The sequence below is a fragment of the Mesorhizobium sp. M0145 genome (assembly GCF_040322355.1).
GTDB lineage: Bacteria > Pseudomonadota > Alphaproteobacteria > Rhizobiales > Rhizobiaceae > Mesorhizobium.
The window spans coordinates 16,098-36,811 of sequence record NZ_JAMYTK010000041.1 but is presented as its reverse complement, the minus strand read 5'-3'; the positions used below and the strand labels follow the sequence as shown (position 1 = coordinate 36,811).

Here is a 20,714-nt window from a genome sequence, read left to right as displayed (position 1 = left end):
GCCAGTCGGTTTCGATCGAATCATTCGTTCCCATCTGGCCGAGGAATCACATCTCGATTCCACCAGTCCACATCTAAGTTAGCGCCTATGCGTGCCAGTCCCTTCTCGCGCCCTGACCGCTCTCGTCCGCCGACCCGGTCAGCCCGGCATAGCGCGCCACGGCGCGGCGATCGCGCAAGCCGCGCGACAGGGCCTCGTGAACCAGCATGTCGGCCGTCTCGACGCCGATGCCGATGATCCGCGCGATGAGGCGTACCATCGCGTGCGGGCCGCTCGCCGCCGCAGCCGGGACGTCCGCCGCCGGCGCAGGCGTTCCTGCTCGATGGCGCGGATCTGCTCACGCACCAGGCTGAGCCGCGCAAGCAAGCGGGAGAGCTCGGCGCGGGTGTTATCTGCCAACGGCGTCCCTTCCGCCGTGCGGATGGGCGCGAGCCTGTTTGCCGCCTAGCGCAGGCTTAAGCGGAAGCTGCGGATGCCGAAGCGGGTGAGGACCGCCTTGATGCGGTTGACGAGCCGCGTCTGCTCGCCGACCAGGCTCTCCCGCTCGCGGTTCGGCCGCCGCTCGTCCTCCTCCTCGAGCGTCAGGATTGCCGCCATGGAGCAGTGGCGCTTCTCGCTGCGCAGCCAGCCGAGAAAGGCGCGCATCAGCTGCTTTGTGTCGAGGCGATCGGTCTTGGCGCGGCGATGCTCGCGCGACACCGCAATGCTGGCGGCGTGGATGGCGTAAGCCTCGATGCCGCGTGCCAGCAAAAAGCGCGCCAACCAGAAGCCGTCGCCGGCCGCCCCATAGGCGACGGCGATGCGCTTGACCGGGTGCCCGGCCCGGCCGGCTTCGTCGCGCCAACGCTGCAACAGTTTCAACAATGCTGGCGCATCGGCATCGAGCTTCTTGAGCGGCTGGCGTTTGAGACCTGGAACAAGCGCGGCGACGAGCCACTTCGTCTTGCTAATTTCGATGACGGCAATGATCGTGTTATCCTGTTCAAGAGCGGTAAGGGACCGGCTCGCGTCAAAAGATTGCGACATGGGGCGCTCCTTCTAATGGTCATTCTGGAGCGCCGAAGGATGCCACACCCTCGCCGCTCGCCCCATATCATCTTCTCCCTCCTGCTCAGATGGCCGATGGGTTTTTTGTCGCTCTTGATCGCTCTGCTTCAACCCCGGCCCAAGCCGGTCGCCGCTTAGAGCCCGAATTGTTCACGGTCGACTAGTCTACGTTGTTGCGCCGATTGAATAAGGCTGGCGAGCAGCGGATTTGCCGCCCGTCGGACCAGATCCGCCCGGGAGCAGAGGCGGCGTTTTGATTAGATGCCGGCCATGAGCATGAGCTTCAGTTCAGTGTACTCCTCGATGCCGTGGCGGGATCCTTCGCGACCGATGCCCGACTCCTTGACGCCCCCGAAGGGAGCAAGCTCTGTTGAGAGACGCCCGCTGTTGACTGCGACCATGCCGTACTCAAGCGCCTCTGCGACACGCCATATGCGGCCGATATCGCGCGCATAAAAGTAGGCGGCGAGGCCGAATTCGGTGTCGTTCGCCATCGCGATCACGTCGTCGTCCCCGCTGAATCGGAACAGCGGGGCAAGCGGTCCGAACGTCTCTTCTCGGGCAACCTTCATCGACTGGGTGACGTCGGAGAGCACCGTCGGCTTGTAGAAGGTGCCACCCAGCTCATGACGAGTGCCCCCTGTAAGTATGCGCGCACCCTTCGCCACTGCGTCGGCAATATGCTGCTCCACCTTCGCAACCGCGGCCGCGCTTATCAATGGTCCCTGGCCAATGCCTTCGGCCATGCCGTCGCCGACCTTGAGCCGCGCAACTTCGGTCGCAAGCTTTTCGGCAAACGCATCGTAGATGGAATCTTGAACATAGATCCGGTTCGCACACACACAGGTCTGGCCCATGTTGCGGAATTTCGACGCCATGGCCCCAGCGACAGCCGCATCGATGTCGGCGTCATCAAAGACGATGAAGGGAGCATTGCCACCCAATTCGAGCGCGAGTTTCTTCACGGTTGTCGCGCACTGCGCCATCAGGAGCTTCCCGACCGCCGTGGAACCGGTGAAACTCAGCACGCGGACATCCGGGCTGTCGCAGAGTGCCTTACCGATCGCGTGGGCGTTTCCCGTGATGACATTGAGGACGCCGGGCGGCAGACCCGCCTTCTGACCGAGGGCAGCAATGGCGAATGCCGTGAGCGGTGTTTCCAGCGCAGGTTTGACGATGGCCGTGCAGCCAGCCGCAAGGGCCGGGCCAACTTTGCGGGTTATCATCGCTGCCGGAAAGTTCCAGGGCGTGATCGCCGCAACGACGCCTGCTGGTTGACGGATCACCACAATGCGGCCGTCCTGGATATGGCTTGGAATTGTCTCGCCATAGATCCGCTTTGCTTCTTCGGCGTAGAACTCCAAAAAGGAGGCCGCGTAGAGTACCTCGGCCTTCGCTTCAGACAACGGCTTGCCCTGTTCGCTGGTTAGTATCCGAGCCAACTCGTCGGCATATTCCACCACGAGATCGTGCCATCGGCGCAAAGTCGTCGATCGCTCCTTGGCAAGGAGCCCTGCCCAAGCCGGGAACGCGCGCTTGGCCGCTGCGATGGCCTTGGCAGTCTCTGCCTCACAGAAATCGGGAACCTTCGCAATTTCTTCGTTGGTGGAGGGATTGAGCACCGACAGTTCAGGCTCACCCACCCATTCGCCATCCACAAGGCATTGCGCCGGCCAGCGCTCTCGCATCTCGGACCTCTTGGTTGTCTTGGCAGCGCGCTTGGCCAGTTCAATGTCAGGCATAATCATGTGATTCCAACCTTGGTCGGGGTGATAGTGACTGGGCTCATGCGGGGAGCGAACTCCCCTCCGTTCACGTCGATGATCGCTCCAACGAATGGATCCGCATGAAGAAGTCACGAACGGACGCATGATCCCGGAGATCGGCGGGGCCGGCTAGCAGGCGGCGGCCGGACGGTATTTCCTTGCGAACCGCCTGCTCCGCGGCTCGGGTGGAATCCGCGTTCTGGCTGAAAAAGCCACGTCCGCACCGGCGACGCGCAGTCGGCGAACCCAGGCCAAACCAATCCCGACGACCCTCCTGAGACAACGGCAACCTTCGTGAAAGGCGCTGTCGTCATACCAGTTCCGATGGTTCGCCAAGGGTGCCCGTAAAAAGGGAGATCGGTGGGTGCGCCTCAGGATCGGTGATGACTTCGATGAGCACCGGCGTCTTCGAGGACAGAGCGCGGTCAAGGGCAGACCCAATGTCTCCCGGATTCTTGACTATGATCGCGTCACAGCCGCATGCCTTGGCGAGAGCAGCGTGGTCGACGGGAGCGAACTGACAGGCTGTCGTATAGCCGCCGAATTTCACGGTCTCGGCATCTTTTTGGAAGCCGAGCACGCCGTTGTTGAGCACGATCACCGTAAGGTTGATTTCGGACCGCACGAGCGTTTCGAGTTCTCCCCAGCTATGGGCAAACCCGCCGTCTCCGACCAGTACGACAACAGGACTGTCGGGTCTTGCTAGCTTGGCGCCTATGCCGAGTGGCAAGCCCCATCCCAGACCTGCCAGGCCGCGCGGAGCGATGAACCGCTGCCCTGCCCGAAGTGTGCGGAGCTGGCCGACGATCCACATTGAAGAATAACTCGCGTCTGCCACTACGATGGTTTCCGGCGTCATATGCGATTGCAGGTCGCGCATGATGCGTTCTGGCCTCAACGGCGTCTGGTTGCTGCCGCTGAATATGCTGCGATCCTGCTCGAATTGCTCCCAGGCTTCGGCGATGCGACGTTCAAGCGACCCCTTCTTGGCCGAGCGATGGGACAGGTCCTCCGACAGTAGCGCGGCACTCAGGGCTTGAATTGTAGTGGCTATGTCTCCGACGAGGCGGACAGACTGGTAGTTCCTGCCGATTTCGCAAGGATCGATGTCGAGGTGAACGACCGTCGCCGTAGAAGGAATCGAACGCCAGCTATCGGTTCCGTTCTGGTTGGTCCTGGTGCCGACGAGAAAGACAAGATCTGCCTCATCCATTAAGGCGCGCGTGCGATAGCCGAGAGATCTTGGGCCGTTCAGCCCCCCACTTACGCCGCAAGTCAGGGGCGCGCGCTCATCGACAGCGCCTTTGCCCATATTCGTTGTGAACACGGGCAAATGGGCCGTGCTCTGCAGCTCCGCGAGCGCTTTGCTCGCGGCCGGCGAAACCGCGCCGCCTCCGGCCAGCACCACGGGCGACTCGGCGCGAGCGAGCAACTTGGCCACCGCCGCGAGCGCCTCGTCGCTCGGGCGGATGGGATCAAGCGGCCACGTGCCGTAGTTCCCTGTCCGACCGCGTACGCCAGCCGGAACATTCTCGCGGAGCAGGTCGGCCGGAAGGATGAGCACGGCTGGGCCAGGCCGGCCACTGGTGGCCGCGATAAACGCGGAGTCGACATGGTCCTCGATCCGATCAGCCGTTATCACCCGTCGCGTCCATTTGGAACAGGCCGAGAAAAGGGCGATGTGGTCCAGTTCTTGGAATGCGTTCCGGTCAAGCTGGTTGCGCTCGACCTCCTGCACCAAGGCCACCACCGGAATACTCGCCTTAAGCGCTTCGGATAGCGGCGGTACGAGCAACGTTGCGGCAGGTCCATTTTGGGCACACACGACGCCGACTTTGCCCGATATGCGGGAGTAGCCATCGGCCATGGCCCCACCCATATTTTCCTGGCGATAGGCGATTTGCCGGATTCCGATCTTTTCGCATGCCAGAACCACCGCCGAGGGTAGGCTCTGGGCAAAAATCATCTCGACGCCGTTGCGTTGCAGTGCTGCTGCAATCCGTTCAGCTACAGTTTCCACGGACATTACTCCGATGTCTCCATCTTGTTGATGTCTGCTGCGTGTTCTTGGAGGAAGAGACGAAACAGGTCGGATATCGCGTCGACCTCAGTCTCTCCCATCGGCGTTGACAGGCACGCGGCCGCCCCATTCGGCAAGATGACGCCGTGACGGCAAAACAAGCGCGAGAGCGTCCTTAGGATAGCGTTTTGGGCTGGATTGGTTGCCGTGTCCCTGAACTCACGCGGTTTCTGCCGCATCGGATGAATTCGAAACAGGGAGCCGGCTCCGGTAACTGCAAACGGAGCGTCGCGTTGCGCAATGATCTCGGCGAGGTTGGCGCGCAGCCGGTCGCCCAGTCCGTCGAGGCGAGCGAACGCTGCTTTGTCCAAAGCGCACATTGCGGCGATGCCGGCTACAATCGAGAGTGGATTGGCCGAGAACGTTCCCCCCTGTGGCAGCAGAGGGCGACCGGACTTGGCGCTGAAGACCTGCATGACCTCTTCGCGTCCGCCGATCGCGCCAATGGGCAGTCCACCGCCGATTATCTTGCCCATAGTGATCAGATCGGGTTTCAGCCCGTATCGCGCCGAAGCGCCGTGGTAGCCTTGGCGCAGGTTCAGCACTTCGTCAGCGATGATGAGCACGCCGTGATGGCGGCAGAGCCGATGCAGCGCCTCCAGGAAGCCCGGGTTCGGCGCTATCAGGCCAGCCCGGCTCGGCATCGGATCGATTACGACCGCCGCGATCCGATGCGCATGGGCCTGGAGCTTCTTCTCAAGCAGCTCAGTGTCGTTGAAGCGCAGCACAAGCGTCTCTTGGAGAACGCTTTCGGGCATACCCTTGTACAACGGTACCGAGGCCGGATCGTCGGCTGGTCCCCAGTTCTCTGGGCTTGCCGACTGGCTGACTTCAACCCAGTCATAGGCGCCGTGGTAGGCTCCCTCGAACTTGGCGATCCCTGCCTTGCCGGTGAAAGCTCGTGCCGCCTTGATGGCGAAAATCACGGCTTCAGTGCCGGTGTTTACAAATCGAACGCGATCAACATTCGGAATCCGCTCGCAAAGGATATTCGCCAGCTCAATTTCCATCTTCGTCGGATTGGCAAAGCAACTGCCGTTCGTCAGCTGCCGATAGACGGCCTCGATGACCGGTTTGAAGGCATGTCCGTGGATGAGGGTCGTAAAATTCCCGTTCAAATCAAGATAGCGGTTTCCGTCGACATCGAAGAGATAAGCGCCCTCGCCTCGCTCCATGTACGTCGGAATTGGATCGCGTTCGATCGTTACCCGGCTCGTACCGTCGGGAAATACCGACATCGCGCGTGCGAACGCTTCCTCCGAGTGGGTCAAGGCCGGCGTTTCGTGCCGAACTTCTGCGTTTGATTGCGTAGTCATTGATATCCCCCTCGCACCTCGTGCCATATCGGCGAGGCCGCCGATGCGAGCGCTGACGCGACTGCGCTTTCCACCGTTTGCTCGATCACTCCCATGGAGATTGTTTCCAAGTTTCATGAATGGCATCCACGAGGGCGGAGGCTAAATCTTGGACATCGGTCTTGCTCATCGGTGTCGAGAGCGCGCCGGAGCAATTCGGCGTCATCAGAAAACCCCGTTCCAGCATTGCAAGGTGAACCTTTGCCAGCGCAGTCTTCTGCACGGGGCTCGGGAACGAAGTCCGGTAGTTTCGGATAACTTCGGTCTTCAGATGGAGCCGAAAGAGGGAACTCATGCCCGTAACTTGCGCGGGGAGTTCGCGCCTTCTTAGTTGCTCAGTGATTTCGCTACGAAGCATATCGCCCATCCGGTTAAGACGGGCCACGGCATTCATACTGTATGATTGCAGCGCCGCCAGCCCAGCTGTCATGCTGAGCGGGTTGGCGCTGAACGTGCCGCCGTGGGAGACGGCTGGCTTGCCCTTGGTGTGATCGAAGACCGCCATGTGTGACGCAGGCCCTGCGACGGCCCCAACAGGCAAGCCGCCGCCGATGATCTTTCCCATAGCCACCAAATCCGGCTCAAAACCGAACGTGGCATGGGCGCCATGATAACCGATGCGGTATGAAACGACCTCGTCGATCACAAGCAGGATGCCGTAGCGGTTACAGCAATCCTGGATGACCTCCCGCACATCCGCGTCCATCGGAACCATGCCGACGCGAGAGGCGAGCGGATCGACGAGTATCGCGGCGAGACGCTCATGGTGTGCACGGATGAGCTCTCTGCACGTCTCGGGCTCGTTGTAGGGGAGGACCAGAACCTCCGTGGCGGTGGAGACGGGAGTTCCCTTGGTGTAGAGCACACTCTTGGGCGATGAATCGCCCCAGTTCATTGGAGTAGAATCAAGGCTGACTTCCACATGGTCGTAAGCGCCGTGATATGCGCCCTCAAACTTCGCGATCATCGGGCGCCCTGTAATCGCGCGCGCGGCCTTGACGGCGTACATGACAGCCTCGGTACCGGAGCTCGTGAAGCGGACCTGCTCAAGCCTCGGCGAGCGCGCGCTAATCGCTTCCGCAAGGCTGGTCTCACTTGTGGTCGGAAGCCCGAATGCGGTGCCGTCGTCCAGCACCTTGTGCAGCGCCTCAATTACCGGCGGAAAGGCATGGCCATGAACGAGCGAGAAGAAGTTGTTTGCGCAGTCGAAGACCTTCCTGCCGTCCGCGTCGGTGATCCAACAGCCGGCTGCAGACATAGCATAAGGCGGCTGGGGAGCGAAAAAAGGGGCAGCACGCATGCTTCCGCCTGGCGTGATCCTTAGTGCTCGTTGAAACTCGTCGCGAGACTTCGGCCCAATGACCTCTCCCCGGTTATGGCCTAAGCTTGAAATGGGCTGCACGTCCGAACTCCTTGACCACCTTTGTTGAGTGACGACTGGATCACATGAACCACTTAATGTCAATCAGGATCAAACGCTTCACTTCTATACACGCGTATTCTCCGCCGCAAAGCGCGACTTTTCGAATTGCGCGGCCGGGCTTTAAGGCGTGGGGCAGCGTACCCGCAAAAGCTCTTGCCTTCGCGCTTCGGTGGCCAAAACATCGACTGCAAGCAAATTGGAGCTGAGGACGACGCCGTAGACGTCCCTGGCCATCTCAGGGCTCACAATCTCGTCTACCGCGTCGCGCTGAACGGCGAGAGGATCCCGCCTGAGCGGATCTCCGAAGCCGCCACCACCCGGGGAGCTGACGTCCACCCTTGCGGATCCCAATTGCATGATTCCATATTGTGGAACGGCAATCGCTTCGCCGCCGTCCAACAGCGTCACGGCGATTGTGCCTTTCACCCCCGGCTCGCCGCCTACGATGCCATAGCCGGTTGGTTTGCGGCTGCCTTCATTGCGAAACGAGTACTCTGCGGGCTGATATGTCGAGGCGGAGTATTCAAGGCCGGTTCCGCCGCGAAACTCGCCTGCCCCCCCGCTGTCCTTTCGCATCTCGGAGCGATGAATCTTTACGGGATAGATCTGCTCGTAGGTCTCGACATTAGGCAGGTTCATCCCGCCGAGGGTGCAGAGCTGTCCGGCCGCAGGGAAGCCATCGCGCCCCCGGACGGCTCCTGCCCCGGACGACCCGTTCCAGTGATACATCACGTACGTCCTGCCATCGTCTTTCCGTCCCGACGAAATGCAGTAGCAAGTCTTTCCCCAGCCGGCATAGCCTTCCAAAGGCATGGCGGTCGCAAGGGCGCGCCAAACGGCGTGGACAATCTCGCTCGTCGGATGCACGGTGTTCATCGTCATTGGCGCCGGCGGAAGGGCATTTACGACAGTGCCGGGCGGTGCCTCGATCGTCATCTGCCGCATGGCGCCCTGGTTCTGCGGTACGCGCCCGTTGAAGAACGACATCACCGCGAGGAAGACCGCCGAACTCGTATTGGCAATCGAGCTGTTCTTGAAGCCGCGGATTTGCGGCGCGCTGCCGGAGAAGTCGACATGCAGATGCTCATTCTTTACCGTAAGGGTGACGCGAACGGGCACGTCCATCGACTCAAAGCAGTCAGTGTCGGAAACATCCTCGCCATAGTAGACACCCTCGGGAATTGTGCGGATCATCTCCTTCATCAGTGTCTGTGCATGATCAAGGATCGCGCTGAAAACCCCCTCAGTTTCAGCGAGACCATACTCGCGAGCGAGCGCGACAACCCTGTCGCGCCCGGTGCGCGTCGAGCCAACCATGGCGGCAAGATCACCGTCAAGAAGATCCGAGGTGCGGCTGTTGAGCAGAAGGAGGCGCCAAAGGTCTTCGCGCACACGGCCGCGCTCGAAGAGGCGGAGGACGGGAAGCCGGATGCCTTCATGAAAAATCTCTGTCGCCGCAGCATTGTACGTTCCCGCTGCACCCCCACCGATGTCGGATTGATGCGCCCTGTTGCTCGCAAACCCAAGAAACCTCTCATCGACGATGATCGGGCGGATTATCGTCCAGTCCGGAAGATGGTTTCCTCCCGCTTCGTAGGGATCGCTCAGGAGGAAGACGTCGCCATCGTGAAGATCACCGCCATAGTCGCGAAGTACCGCGCGAATGGCAAAATCGCCTCCCCCCGTATGGATCGGAAGACCGTCGGCGACGGATAGCGCATCGCCTCGGGCATTGCTCAGGAAGCAGGAGAAGTCGTGGCTCTCGCTGAAGATCGGGCTCTGCGCGGTCCGCGTCATCGCCCAGCCCATGTAGCGAGAGATGTGATCCAAACGCTTCTGCACCAGCGTCATCATAATCGGGTCGACGGCCATGGTCATCACTCCGAAATAGAAAGTTGAATAGAATAGTTCCCGCCCTCATCGACCAGCAGCATGTCCGCCGCTCCGAGGAGAATGGTCGTCGTCAGTTCCTCGATGACGGCGGGGCCTGTTATCCTCGCCCCGGGACTTAGCGTCGAGGAAGAGAACACCGGCGCATCGACGAAGCCAGTGCGAGTGTCGATCCATATGCTGCGGGTGCTACTTGCCTGCGGGCTTTCAGCCGTCGCGCCGGCGGCTTCCAGCTTAAGCGCGGGGAACCGGCCCTTGCCGATAAGATGAAAGGCTACGATTTGTACCTCGTTGCGTTCCTGCACGTAGCCGTAGATGCTCGAGAACTCTTCCTCGAAGCGATGCCGCAGCGTCTGCTTGCTGTCCGTACCGCCGAAGAACGGCACGCGCACTGTCCATTGTTGGCCGCGATATCGCAGCTCCAAGAAGCAATCGATGACGATTGCCTCGCTGGAGAAGCTTTCAAGAAGCCGGCCGCGTTGTTCGTCCTCACGTTTAGCAACCTGTTCGGAAATCGGCGTAAGCGTCTCATCCGAAAGCTCGACCATGCAGGATTGAATGAGGTCGTGACGAATATTGGAATTGCACATTCCAAACGCGCAGAAGACGCCGGCAAGCCGGGGCACGAACACCGACCGGCATCCCAGAAGCCGAGCGACTGGCACACCGTGGAGCGCTCCGGCGCCTCCGCAAGCAACGAGCGTCAGGGCATGAGGGTTGACGCCGCGCTCGCTAGACATCCTCTCCATTGCGTGCAGCATGTTCTGTTCGGCGAGGCGGATGATGCCGATCGCTGCCCCTTCCACCGTCAGACCCAGCGGTTGCGCCACGTGCTCGGCGATCGCTTCATGCGCGAGTTCCGAGCGGATGTTGACCGATCCGTCCGCGTAGGCGCCGGGCCGCAGCCGCCCCAACACCACGTGGGCATCGGTAACCGTGGCCATCGTTCCCCCAAGCCCATAGCAGGCCGGGCCCGGGCGCGAGCCGGCGCCCTGCGGTCCGACTTGGAGCATGCCGCCAGCATCGACATAGGCGATCGTGCCGCCGCCGGTGCCGACCGTGTTGATTTCAACGCTCGCCGTGATCGCCGGGTACCCGGCTATATCAAGCCGGGTGGTCTCACCGACCTTTCCCCGGTCATAAAGCATGACATCGCAACTCGTCCCGCCAATCTCCATAGTGATGAGACTACCAAGGCCATCTTTCCCAGAGAAATAGTCGAGCGCGCCGACCCCAGCGGCCGGTCCTGAGAGGAGCAGGGAAACCGGGCGCTGTTCTATATCATCAATAAAGGCCGCGCCTCCGTTGCTTTGGACGAGAAGGAGCCTATTCGACATCCCGAGTTCACTTAGGCGCTCGTCGAGCTGTCGGAGATAGGGAACGACCCTTGGACCAATATAGGCGTTGACGACAGCCGTCGAGGAGCGTTCGTACTCGCCCATGACCGCCGCGAGCTTTGCCGATCCGCAAACAAAGCAATCCGGCATTGCCTCTCGAAGGTAACGAACGCAAAGTTCTTCATTGGCATCATTAAGGTAGCTGTTGATGAAGCAGACGGCGACCGCCTGAACGCCAGCCGCCTTGAACCGTGCGATGGCATCATCGAGATCTGCCCGATCGACTTCAGCTTCGATGCGTCCGTCCTTCAGTACTCGTTCGGTTACCGGCCTGCGCAGCCAGCGTGGTACTAGCACATCGGGCCAAGGCGTCCGATAGTCCCATACGTTCTCGCGAAAGCCGCGGCGGATCTCGAGTGCGTCGCGAAAGCCTCGAGTAACGAGCATACCCGACTTGGCACCCTTTCCTTCGAGAAGAGTGTTGGTGGCGACGGTGGTGCCATGGACGAAATGGGTGCATGCCGACAGGAATTCCCGGATCGTAAGACCCTGGCTCTCCGCCAGCGCGGAAACCCCGGCAAGAACACCCACGGAAGGATCGTCTGGCGTAGATGCGGTCTTATGAATGCGAATACCGGAACGGGATCCGACGGCGACGACATCGGTGAAGGTGCCGCCGACATCAATCCCAACTCGCCAAGATTCTTTCGCCAATTCCTTTTCTCCTACGGATATATCTTTGTGCGTTGGTGGTGACATATCGTTCGAAAACGCTCCGGGCTTGCAGTCAGGATCATTGGATCATACAGTTCAACGTTCGTCAATATGGATCAATTGCTTCTAACTGAGAATCGTGGCAGCGTATGATCAGCAACTGCGGATCGTATTCATGAATCCCAAACCGTCCGACATAGACGCGAAATTGCGGCAACTCATGCCGGAGGCTCGTGGGCCTGCGGCTGCTGCGATCCAGTTCCTTATTGCCCACCGCGACGAGATACCCTTTCGCTCCATGCGCGAGCTTGCTAAGCGCGCTCGGGTGCCTTCAGTAACATTGGTGCGGTTGGCGCAGAATCTTGGCTTCAAGGGTTTCGATGAATTCCGCGAGGTCCATATTGCTGAATTGATCAACACTAAGAGCAGCAACAGGGGCCGCGCTGCTGAGCTTATATCCCTTGGCCAGAAGGAAGGTGCACTTGGTTTTGCTGCACAGTTCGCTGAGCGTGAAATCGAGGCCCAAAGAGCAGCGGTTACTGCCTTGAGCGAGAAGCAGCTTGAAGCAGCGGTAAAGGCATTGGTCGAAGCCTCACGGGTCTATGTGATCGGACGCCGACCCTTCTTTGCCCCGGCCTATTCGCTTTCCTATTCATTGCGGAAGGCCAAACCAAACACGTTCCTGCTTGACACCGGTGGAGGATCAGGATTGGAACTCGATGACCTCACGAGAAATGACGTGGTCATCGGATTTACTTCCCACCCCTATAGCAGGGTCACCTTTGACGTGGCGAAAAATGCGAAGGCCCAAGGCGGGACGGTTATTGCCGTTACCGACAGTGAGAACGCGCCAATTGCACGGTTTTCGGACCATCTTTTCCTCATGACAGCGCGAAGCTACGCCTTTCCGGACTCTGTTGCAGGCGCTTATGTTATCGCGAACATTCTTGTCGCGCTCACAGTCTCAAGGCTGGGCGCAGACGCATTGGCGCGTATCCAGCGCAATGAGCTGGAAATCCGCGAAACGGGAGAATATCTGGCCGAACCCGCGCGGCGCTCAAAGGCTTGGACGTGAGAAACGAGGCGCACTCAACATGCTTCCGTCTCGAGTCAATACCTCCGAAGTAGATCGGTGGCATGGTATCCGCCCGCAGAGCACGCAATTGGCGATTTCAGCCCTGGGCTGCTCCCCATCGAGTGATCAAGCTGTTCTGCGCCTACAGGACTTCTCGTGCTGGCGGCCCACAACGTCGCGTGAGCAGAGGCAGCCGCTGTCGATATCGAAGAAAGGAACCTACCCCCACGACACAGGATGGCTTTCTCGGCAACCGTCCCAGATCCACTCACCTGGCTACGGCTGACACGCTCGCCATGCGCCGGTGCCGGCTTCAAGGTTGCTGCGGCTGCATTTATCAGCATGAGGCGAGAGCCGTTGGACGCGATTTCATGCTGGTGGCCGTGGCCGACATCCCGCATATCCAAGAAGGCGCGCCGATAAGCTTGCTTATCCCGATGAGGGGACGCATTTTGCCTTTTGCCACCCCGGGCCATCGAGCCGAATCGAACTCGTGCGTCTAATCGCGCTGGCGCCACGACCACGAGATAAGGCACTATGTTTCATTTGTCGGCACAACACGATCTTCGTCGGCGACGGGTGCTCACGGCCCAGTGCCGGTGAGGACAACGATAGCGCGTAGGGAATAGCTCGTGGCTTCAGGTGCTAGTTTCGCAAAGCGTCCTCTCATTTCGGCACATTGCCGATCATCTTAATTCCAAGAAGGAAAATGTCCGCTCCACCAGCCTGCTCTGGGGGCCTAAACTTCCAGTTTCCGGCGTTTGCGTGCACTTTGCGCTCTCCGGCTCATTTAGCCTGCTACCTTTTAAGTGCCGCGTTAACTCACTGCAACCTGCCGTGAAAACGTCCGCGCTGCGGAACAATGGCGTCGGTCATTATATCTGCAACGGCAAGGAAATCTGCGCAACGGCAGCACGCCTCGGCCGGCGGATCAGATGCAGGGTGGAGCTACATTTGAGTTCCCCATCATCTGGGATGACTGTATCAGGTGCTTGGGCAGAATTGATTATTCTGGGCGACCCAGTGCTCGAAAATCGCCTCGCGTCGGTGCCGCTAAGCGCCTGTTCGAATGTACCGGCGTCTCCCGCGTCGCAACCGCGGTCCGTCGTGTTAACCGGGTTACCCGTCTCAGGCGCCTCAGGCCGTTGCCGAAGTCGCAGGCATCTGCCCGCGGACCGTTCGAAAATGGGTTGATCGGTATCGCCCGGAAGGATCGGCGGATCGCAGGATCACTCATCTAGGGGTTGTGTGCGTCAAGTTCTGCAAAAAGGGGCGGGCATGGTGCTGGTCATGCGGCTTGGCGCAGAGCGAGCTTCTTGTGCTCGCGCAGGTCGTCCATGTTGATGTAGCGGTTGGCCTCCATCCAGTTTTCGTTGGTCTTGACGGCCAACGCCCTGACCAGGCGCAGGCAGCTTTCGGTGTTCGGGAAGATGCGGACGACATAGGTGCGCCGTCGGATTCCTCGTTGAACCGTTCAGGGCCGTATCGACTGCGCCGACCGACATCTGCAGCAACTATCGAGACGATCGAACGGCTACGCCGCCAGCGTCGCACGGTTGCACAGATCTCAACCGAGGCCGCCGTCTCACCTGCGACTGTCAGCCGTGTTCTGCGCCGGCTGGGATTGAACAAGCTGAGCGCCTTAGAGCCGGAACCCGTGCGCCGCTACGAGCGGGAGTATCCCGGCGAGCTCATCCCTCGTGATATTAAGAAGCTCGGCCGGATCGGCTCCGTCGGACACCGCATCGACGGACGACAAGCTAGCGTGGTCGATCGCCCCACCTTGGCATCGGCTGGGAGTTCGTTCCATGTCTGCATCGACGATGCCTCGTGTGTTTCGGTCGATCTGGATATCTAGGCAGGTATATCGAGCCCGGGGTTACCTCGTGCAAACAGTTGCCATCAGTTGGCTCATGGCGACCATTTCGGGCTCCTGACATGATAGTTTCCCTCGTGCAGGCCGCATCCACATTACCGGTATTCTTCTCTCAATTCTCGCCGGCGCCATCGCGGATAACTTCAGCCGCCGATGGGTGATGTTTGCGAGAACGCGTGAGCATTGGCATCAACGAAGCTGATGATGTCGGTGGGTCTTTTGTTCATCCTTGGCTGATACTCGGACTGGGCTTCCTGGCTGGCTGCGGCTTTGCGCGGACTGATCCGGCTTAGCACGCTTCCATTGGCGACTTCCTCGTCGAGCGCGACATCGCGGCCGCGGTGACGCTTATGTCGGTCGAGCATAACATCGTGCGCAGGATCGGTCCGGCCTTGGGCGGCGTGACCTGGCCTTCTTTGGACCAATGGCCGCTTTCGCCTTGGCCGAGCGACTGGCGCCACGGGCGCAACATGGCGCACCAAATGGAAAGTCCGCTTTTCACCTCTTCCTTGAGAAATGACGACGGCGGTTCATGACCGAATCCGCTTCGGAGCGATTTCCGAATCCGCTTCGCAGCGATTTCCTTGGGGATCAGGGCGGCGATAGCCCGTGCAATCCTTTTCGGGGTGGCAAGCATCTCCATCCTCGTGCTGCTCGTCTCTGGGTCTGAGATCAGTTGAAAGGCGGGCCAATCGTCTGCGGCATTCTATTGGTCGGTTTCGGCACGGGAGCTTTTATAACCGGCATGAGCAACGGCTTCCTGGGACGGGTCATTATCAAGACGCATGTAGTCATCGACATGATATAAAAAGCGAGATCAATTCGTGAAAGCCACGAATTCAAAGCATTTATTTACGAAAATATACTCGATTGGAAGCTTCCGTAACGCAAATTTCACTCAATAATAATCTCAAGCGCTGGGGTATGTGATACAGTTTTGACGATGCCGGCTTGCCGGTCACACGTGCAGAGCCGTAGCTTTAGAGCCGGCTTTGTGCGCCAGCTACAATATCCGGCGCAAATGGCTGCGGAGCAGAGACTATGGAACGCCGGCCGATTACTTCTATCTCTCAAGCTCGAGGGCTAGCAACCAGAGTGCCAGACCAATCTTCTTTGGTCCCCTCAATAGATTTCCCCAAAGCAGCCAGAGAGGCGTTTGCGGTGGAGTTCGGCCGGTTTCTTGACCAGACTGATGCTGTTGCTCAATCCGAGCAGTTGTTTGACCTATTATCTTCTTTCGCCCTGAATCTTGATTGCCCATGGCTCGCCTATGGCTCTCTAACATCCGACCTAAGATTTTTAAAGCCGGTCCGATGCGATCCGGCGACGATGCTGAACTATCCTGATGAATGGCAGGAGCGCTATTTCGAAATGGGTTATGACAGAATAGACCCCATCATCAGGACAAGTCGACAACGGACAAGCGCATTTCGATGGAGCGATGTGTACAACGATGCAACCACGACTGAAGACGAACGGCGTGTTTTCGATGAGGCCGCGACGTTCGGCTTAAAGTCGGGCATCAGCGTCCCATTGCACGGCCCCCAAGGCAGCTTTGCCATCATGAGCTTTGCTCAATCCAGGGACCATGGATTCCAAAATAGAACAATCACATACTTGGAACTTGCCGCGCTTCATTTCCATCTCAGAGTCGCGCAGATCGGGAATATGAGCGGTCTCCAAGAAGCTCCTGAGCTTTCCGTAAGAGAAAGAGAGTGTATACTGTGGACGGCGAGAGGGAAATCGTCGTGGGAGATAGGCAAAATCCTAGGGATATCCATAAACACGGTCAATTTCCACATAAAAAACACAATGCGAAAATTGGATACTGGTAGCAGAACGGTCGCTGCTATAAAAGCCGCAAACTTCGGAATTATCGAACTGTAAGGAGCGGCTGACGGCCGCTGAATTTTTATCCAGCGGCGGCTAGATTTTCAGGCCCTCTTGCCTCCTATCCATTTTGAACGGCCGAAAGGTGGAGTTTCCGAGCCTTTTCACGATGCCGGGCTGGCGGCGCCATTAAATTGAGCAACGAGGTCCCTTGTGCGCCGATAGCACCATGCGGGCGCACCTTGTTGTACAACTCGGCGACGGAACACCCACGGAACCGGCCCGGAGCGCGAGCTTCTCTATCCATGGCATCCTTGGGCGGGTCGCCAGGTCCATATTCATGAAGTGATCGACAAGAACGAAGCAGAGGTTTTCCGCTGCAGTCTTTCTGGCCGGGTATCGGATCGCTCGCTGGAGGTTCCCGGGTGGATGTTCGATCGGAGCCTCAGCGCGAGCTGGCGCATCACGACTGCTCCGCACGTCTACCTTGCCGCGCTGGGCACCCTGGCGAAACTGCTCCACGACACGGGGGCCCCATCGCAATCGCCGGAGATGGGCGCAGCATTGGGCTGTCACGCGAATCGGGGAGATGTCCATGCCGCGCCAGCCCACGACATACCAGTTCGATCTGTTCTCGAAGCCGAACGACGCCGACACGGTGCAGACGCCGCAATGGCAGGCGCTGCCGGCCGAGGCGCGCCGATCAGTGACGAAGCTGATGGTCAGCCTGATGCTCGGACACGTCGACGGCGAGAGTGCCGCAAAACGGGAGGGCGCGGATCATGATGCATGAGAAGATTGGGCCGCATCATCTGGAGCGCAAAGCGATCCTGTATGTGCGGCAGTCGTCAGCCCATCAGGTCCTGCACAATCGTGAGAGCAGCATGCTTCAATATGCGATGCGCGACCGCCTGACGGTCCTTGGCTGGTCTCGCGTAGAGACGATCGATGACGATCTCGGCCGTTCCGCCGCCGGCGGCGTGGTACGCGCCGGCTTCGATCGGATGGTCGCCGAGGTCTGTCTCGGCAAGGTTGGGGCGGTTGCGGCACGGGAGGTGTCGCGGTTTGCCCGCAACAGCCGCGACTGGCAGCAGCTTATCGAGATGTGTCGTGTCGTCGATACCGTGCTAATCGACCAGGAGACAGTCTATGCGCCGCGTCAGGGCAATGATCGGCTGCTGCTGGGATTGAAGGGCAGTCTCAACGAGTATGAACTCGATCTTCTGCGCCAGCGTTCGCTGTCGGCCCGCTACGAGAAGGCCCACCGCGGCGAACTCGTCGTCGCAGCCCCTGTCGGCTTCGTGAAGGTCGGCGATCGGCTTGAGAAGGAACCTGATCGGCGTGTGCAGGAATCCATTACCCTGGTGTTCGACAAGGTTGCCGAGCTCGGCAGCGCCCGTCAGGCCTTGATGTGGTTCCTCGAGCATGGGCTGGATTTGCCCGCCAAGCGCAACAATGGCGACGTGGTCTGGCGCAGGCCGAGCTATGCGACCATCCACCGGATGATCGAGAACCCGATCTACGGCGGCGCCTACGCCTATGGTAAGACTCGTGTCACGCCGGGATTTGGGCGATCCGCCGTTAGAGCAGGTATCCGACGCAGGACGCGCGAGGAATGGCTGGCTCTGATCCCGGACAGCCATGAGGGCTATGTCAGTTGGGAAAGGGCAGAGGCGATCCGCAAGATGGTGAGCGACAACGTGCCCACGAGCCGGCATCACGGGGCGCCCAAGCATGGCGACGCTCTGCTCGCCGGGCGTGTCCGCTGCCGGCGCTGCGGCCGCAAGCTCACGGTGCGGTACACCGGCACCAAGCACAACATTCCGCGCTATTCCTGCTGGCGGGGTCTGCTCGACAATGGCGAGCCGCGATGCATCGCCTTTGGCGGACTGCGCGTCGATGATGCGATTGAGGAAGCGCTCCTGCGAGTCGTGGAGCCGGGAGCGATTGCTGCCGCTGCCGAAGCTGAGGCGCAAGCTGCCAATCGTCGTGACCAGGTCCGGGACGCCCTCAGTCGGGATCTTGAGGCTGCCCGCTACGCTGCCGACCGGGCCTTCCGGCAATATGAAGCGGCCGATCCCGAGAACCGGCTGGTCGCGGCGGAACTGGAAGCGCGTTGGAACCAGGCACTCATCCGTGTCGGTGAGATCGAGAACAAGATCGCCGCGCATGATGCCGCGACGCCGAGGCCATCACCTGTGTTGGCAACGGGCATCACGGCGCTGGCCACAGACCTTCAGGCTGTCTGGTCGGCGCCAACAACGGACGCCAGGCTCAAGAAGCGCATCGTGCGCACTGTCATTCAGGAGGTGGTCGCCGATATCGACGATAAAGCCTCCGAGATCGTGCTGCTGATCCACTGGATTGGCGGCGCCCATACCGAACTGCGCCTGCCGAAGCGCCGGCGTGGACAGCGCAACAGCACCTCTGGTGATATCATCACAGCCATCCGGCAACTGGTGCTGATCGCCAGCGATGATCTGATCGCCGGCATTCTCAACCGCAACGGCGTGGTGACCGGGCATGGCAATCGCTGGACACGGGAGCGGGTCACCGCACACAGATCGCATCACAAGATCCCGGTCTTCCGGCCGGCACCGGATGGGACCGAGCCATGGCTCAACCTGAACAAGGCGGCGCGCCTCCTCGGCGTTGCACCGAAGACCCTCAGACTAGCCGTCGAAGCAGGCGAGATCGAAGGCATTCATCCTCTACCGGATGGACCGTGGATCTTCAGCCGATCAGAACTTGGAAAGCCGCGAGCCCAGCAGATTGTTCATCGCGCGACAGAACCCGAAGTACCCCGCGGGATCGCACCCCGATCAGCAAAACCTATTCCCTTCAACGGCATAGACAGATGGGTGTTATGAAACAGGATTCTAGTGTCTGCGCCAATCCTCCAACTTTTTCAGCGGCGTCGGCAAAGGGTCAGAAACCAATGATCGTTCAAGCGCTCCGCCCTGAAGCGGCCGTTGAAGAATTTCGATGTAGTGGTTGTCGGTGGCTTTCCCGCCCCTGCTGAACGTCGAGCGTCACGCGTTTCGCGTGGGCGCATAGATCGAGGTCGCGGGAGAAAACTAGGAGCCTTGGTCGACGCGGATCGTCTTCGGGTAGCCTTTTCGGACAGACCTGTTCCAGTACCAGGACCACGTCATCGTTCCTCCGGCCCTTCCTGCGTCCGTGCCCAAGACCGGCCACCATCCGATTTGAAGCCGGCCAGCATTCCAATTAAAAGTCGGCCAGTTTTCTGCGTGCGCTGCCTGTCGATGCGCCTGTCCAAAGCATCCTGCTCGAGGCCTTGAGGCCGGACAAGATCGCCATGGCCATCGCCGCCCTGGGCCAAATCGAAGAGGAGACACGTCAGCTTGAGCGGCAGTGGGCGCTGCGGCGCGAGCGGGCCCGTTATGAGGCAGAAAGAGAACGGCGCCAATAAGATGCGGTAGAGCCTGAGAACCGTCTGGTGGCGCGTTCGCTGGAGCGCGTGTGGGAAGAGAAGCTGCGCCCGCCGAGGCGATCGAACAGGGATTACGAACGCTAGCGACATGACGAGCCCTTGGTCTTGAGCGAGTCCGGCCGCCAAGGGCTCAAAAGCTGGGCGAAGATCTGCCCGGCCTCTGGCACTCGCGACGCGGGTCCACACCTATGGCGACTACATCGATCTGGAGCGGCTACGCAGCCGCGTGATCGGGCTGGCGTTGAACGCGGGAGGCTTTGTCGCAGCACGCTGCTGCGCGTTCAAAGGTGAGAATGTCTGGCTTCTGCGGACACGTTGGGGCATACTCGACGGTCAAGATCAATGGCACGAGCGCCAATCCCGACCGCTGGCCAGATGGAACCTACTCTGTTCAAGGGGCGGCCGCCGCCCTGGGCGTCACATCCAAAACCGTCTTCGACTACCTCGCCCGCGGCTGGATCGAGGAACGCCAGCTCTAAAGGGGCAGCCGTGGCAAATCGAACTCTCAGACGATCAGATCAACACGCTGCGGGCAAGAGGGTCTGAAACAGCAGCGCAAGTTTGACCTGCAACGAGATCCAATCCGGACATCAACGGGACCCAGGATCAGTCGGAAAATGGCCGGCTTACAATCGGAACACGGCCCAGCGATGATCCCCTGATCAGCCTGCCTGCCGTGGCGCGCTGGTCAGCCGGGCACAGACCGAGAGCACGGCGACCGATGCCGCCAAGCTACAGCACGCCGCGAGACATGATCATGGTCCATTTCCACATGCGAGAAAAACGATCCAGTAGCGCGCCCAACTGCACCAAGTCGGCCATCCGGAATGCCGCCTGCTCGGCCGCGATGCATCAGTCGCGGCATGT

At 60.0% G+C, this 20,714-nt stretch carries 15 protein-coding genes and 3 pseudogenes; 7 read left to right on the top strand and 11 right to left on the bottom strand.

Translation table 11 applies throughout. The annotated features are described in order from the left end of the window. Positions 1-85: 85 nt before the first annotated feature. From NKJ28_RS31415 to NKJ28_RS31380, 8 genes are all read right to left on the bottom strand, one after another. Positions 86-259 carry a transposase gene (locus NKJ28_RS31415; RefSeq protein WP_352638375.1) on the bottom strand — a complete coding sequence of 58 codons (174 nt, stop codon included), beginning with the start codon at positions 257-259 and terminating at the stop codon, positions 86-88. A gap of 185 nt (positions 260-444) precedes the next feature. Further along, positions 445-1,026, bottom strand: a complete 582-nt coding sequence (locus NKJ28_RS31410) for an IS110 family transposase (protein ID WP_352638374.1) — start codon at positions 1,024-1,026, stop codon at positions 445-447. 278 nt (positions 1,027-1,304) lie between these two features. After that, positions 1,305-2,795 carry an NAD-dependent succinate-semialdehyde dehydrogenase gene (locus NKJ28_RS31405; protein ID WP_502902244.1) on the bottom strand — a complete coding sequence of 497 codons (1,491 nt, stop codon included), beginning with the start codon at positions 2,793-2,795 and terminating at the stop codon, positions 1,305-1,307. 328 nt (positions 2,796-3,123) lie between these two features. Further along, positions 3,124-4,839, bottom strand: coding sequence for an acetolactate synthase catalytic subunit (locus NKJ28_RS31400; RefSeq protein ID WP_352638373.1), 1,716 nt, complete (start codon positions 4,837-4,839; stop codon positions 3,124-3,126). Then, on the bottom strand, positions 4,839-6,209 hold the full coding sequence (locus NKJ28_RS31395) for an aspartate aminotransferase family protein (RefSeq protein WP_352638372.1): 1,371 nt from the start codon (positions 6,207-6,209) through the stop codon (positions 4,839-4,841). The genes NKJ28_RS31400 and NKJ28_RS31395 overlap by 1 nt, the downstream gene beginning before the upstream one ends. Before the next feature lie 85 nt (positions 6,210-6,294). Beyond that, entirely contained in the window at positions 6,295-7,548 is a 1,254-nt protein-coding gene (locus NKJ28_RS31390; RefSeq protein WP_352638370.1) for an aspartate aminotransferase family protein, read from the bottom strand. 243 nt (positions 7,549-7,791) lie between these two features. After that, on the bottom strand, positions 7,792-9,543 hold the full coding sequence (locus NKJ28_RS31385; RefSeq protein ID WP_352638368.1) for a hydantoinase B/oxoprolinase family protein: 1,752 nt from the start codon (positions 9,541-9,543) through the stop codon (positions 7,792-7,794). Between the two features lie 5 nt (positions 9,544-9,548). Continuing rightward, positions 9,549-11,612 (bottom strand): hydantoinase/oxoprolinase family protein, encoded by a 2,064-nt coding sequence (locus NKJ28_RS31380; RefSeq protein ID WP_352638367.1) that lies wholly within the window; start codon positions 11,610-11,612, stop codon positions 9,549-9,551. 175 nt (positions 11,613-11,787) lie between these two features. Here NKJ28_RS31380 and NKJ28_RS31375 point away from each other — a divergent pair, with 175 nt between their 5' ends. Beyond that, positions 11,788-12,687, top strand: a complete 900-nt coding sequence (locus NKJ28_RS31375) for a MurR/RpiR family transcriptional regulator (protein WP_352638365.1) — start codon at positions 11,788-11,790, stop codon at positions 12,685-12,687. Positions 12,688-13,975: 1,288 nt separating this feature from the next. Here the strand turns inward: NKJ28_RS31375 and NKJ28_RS31365 are convergent. Further along, positions 13,976-14,146 (bottom strand): annotated as a pseudogene (locus NKJ28_RS31365) (transposase); the annotation flags it as partial. A 15-nt stretch (positions 14,147-14,161) separates the two neighbouring features. Between NKJ28_RS31365 and NKJ28_RS31360 the strand changes: the two are divergent. Further along, positions 14,162-14,518: pseudogene (locus NKJ28_RS31360) on the top strand (transposase family protein); the annotation flags it as partial. 188 nt (positions 14,519-14,706) lie between these two features. Here NKJ28_RS31360 and NKJ28_RS31355 read toward each other — a convergent pair. After that, complete coding sequence (locus NKJ28_RS31355) at positions 14,707-14,928, bottom strand: hypothetical protein (protein WP_352638378.1); 222 nt, start codon at positions 14,926-14,928, stop codon at positions 14,707-14,709. Here NKJ28_RS31355 and NKJ28_RS31350 point away from each other — a divergent pair. From NKJ28_RS31350 to NKJ28_RS31335, 4 genes are all read left to right on the top strand, one after another. Beyond that, positions 14,905-15,099 (top strand): hypothetical protein, encoded by a 195-nt coding sequence (locus NKJ28_RS31350; protein WP_352638363.1) that lies wholly within the window; start codon positions 14,905-14,907, stop codon positions 15,097-15,099. The genes NKJ28_RS31355 and NKJ28_RS31350 overlap by 24 nt on opposite strands. Before the next feature lie 505 nt (positions 15,100-15,604). Further along, positions 15,605-16,450, top strand: a complete 846-nt coding sequence (locus tag NKJ28_RS31345) for a LuxR family transcriptional regulator (RefSeq protein ID WP_352638362.1) — start codon at positions 15,605-15,607, stop codon at positions 16,448-16,450. 538 nt (positions 16,451-16,988) lie between these two features. Next, the gene (locus NKJ28_RS31340; RefSeq protein ID WP_352638361.1) at positions 16,989-17,186 is read left to right on the top strand and encodes a hypothetical protein; all 198 of its coding nucleotides are present in this window, start codon (positions 16,989-16,991) and stop codon (positions 17,184-17,186) included. Continuing rightward, positions 17,176-19,263, top strand: a complete 2,088-nt coding sequence (locus NKJ28_RS31335) for a recombinase family protein (protein WP_352638359.1) — start codon at positions 17,176-17,178, stop codon at positions 19,261-19,263. The genes NKJ28_RS31340 and NKJ28_RS31335 overlap by 11 nt, the downstream gene beginning before the upstream one ends. Positions 19,264-19,275: 12 nt before the next feature. On the opposite strand, the pseudogene NKJ28_RS31330 reads toward NKJ28_RS31335, so the two are convergent. Then, a pseudogene (locus tag NKJ28_RS31330) lies at positions 19,276-19,555 on the bottom strand (integrase core domain-containing protein); the annotation flags it as partial. Between the two features lie 585 nt (positions 19,556-20,140). Here NKJ28_RS31330 and NKJ28_RS31325 point away from each other — a divergent pair. After that, the gene (locus tag NKJ28_RS31325; RefSeq protein WP_352638358.1) at positions 20,141-20,326 is read left to right on the top strand and encodes a hypothetical protein; all 186 of its coding nucleotides are present in this window, start codon (positions 20,141-20,143) and stop codon (positions 20,324-20,326) included. Positions 20,327-20,714: the final 388 nt, after the last annotated feature.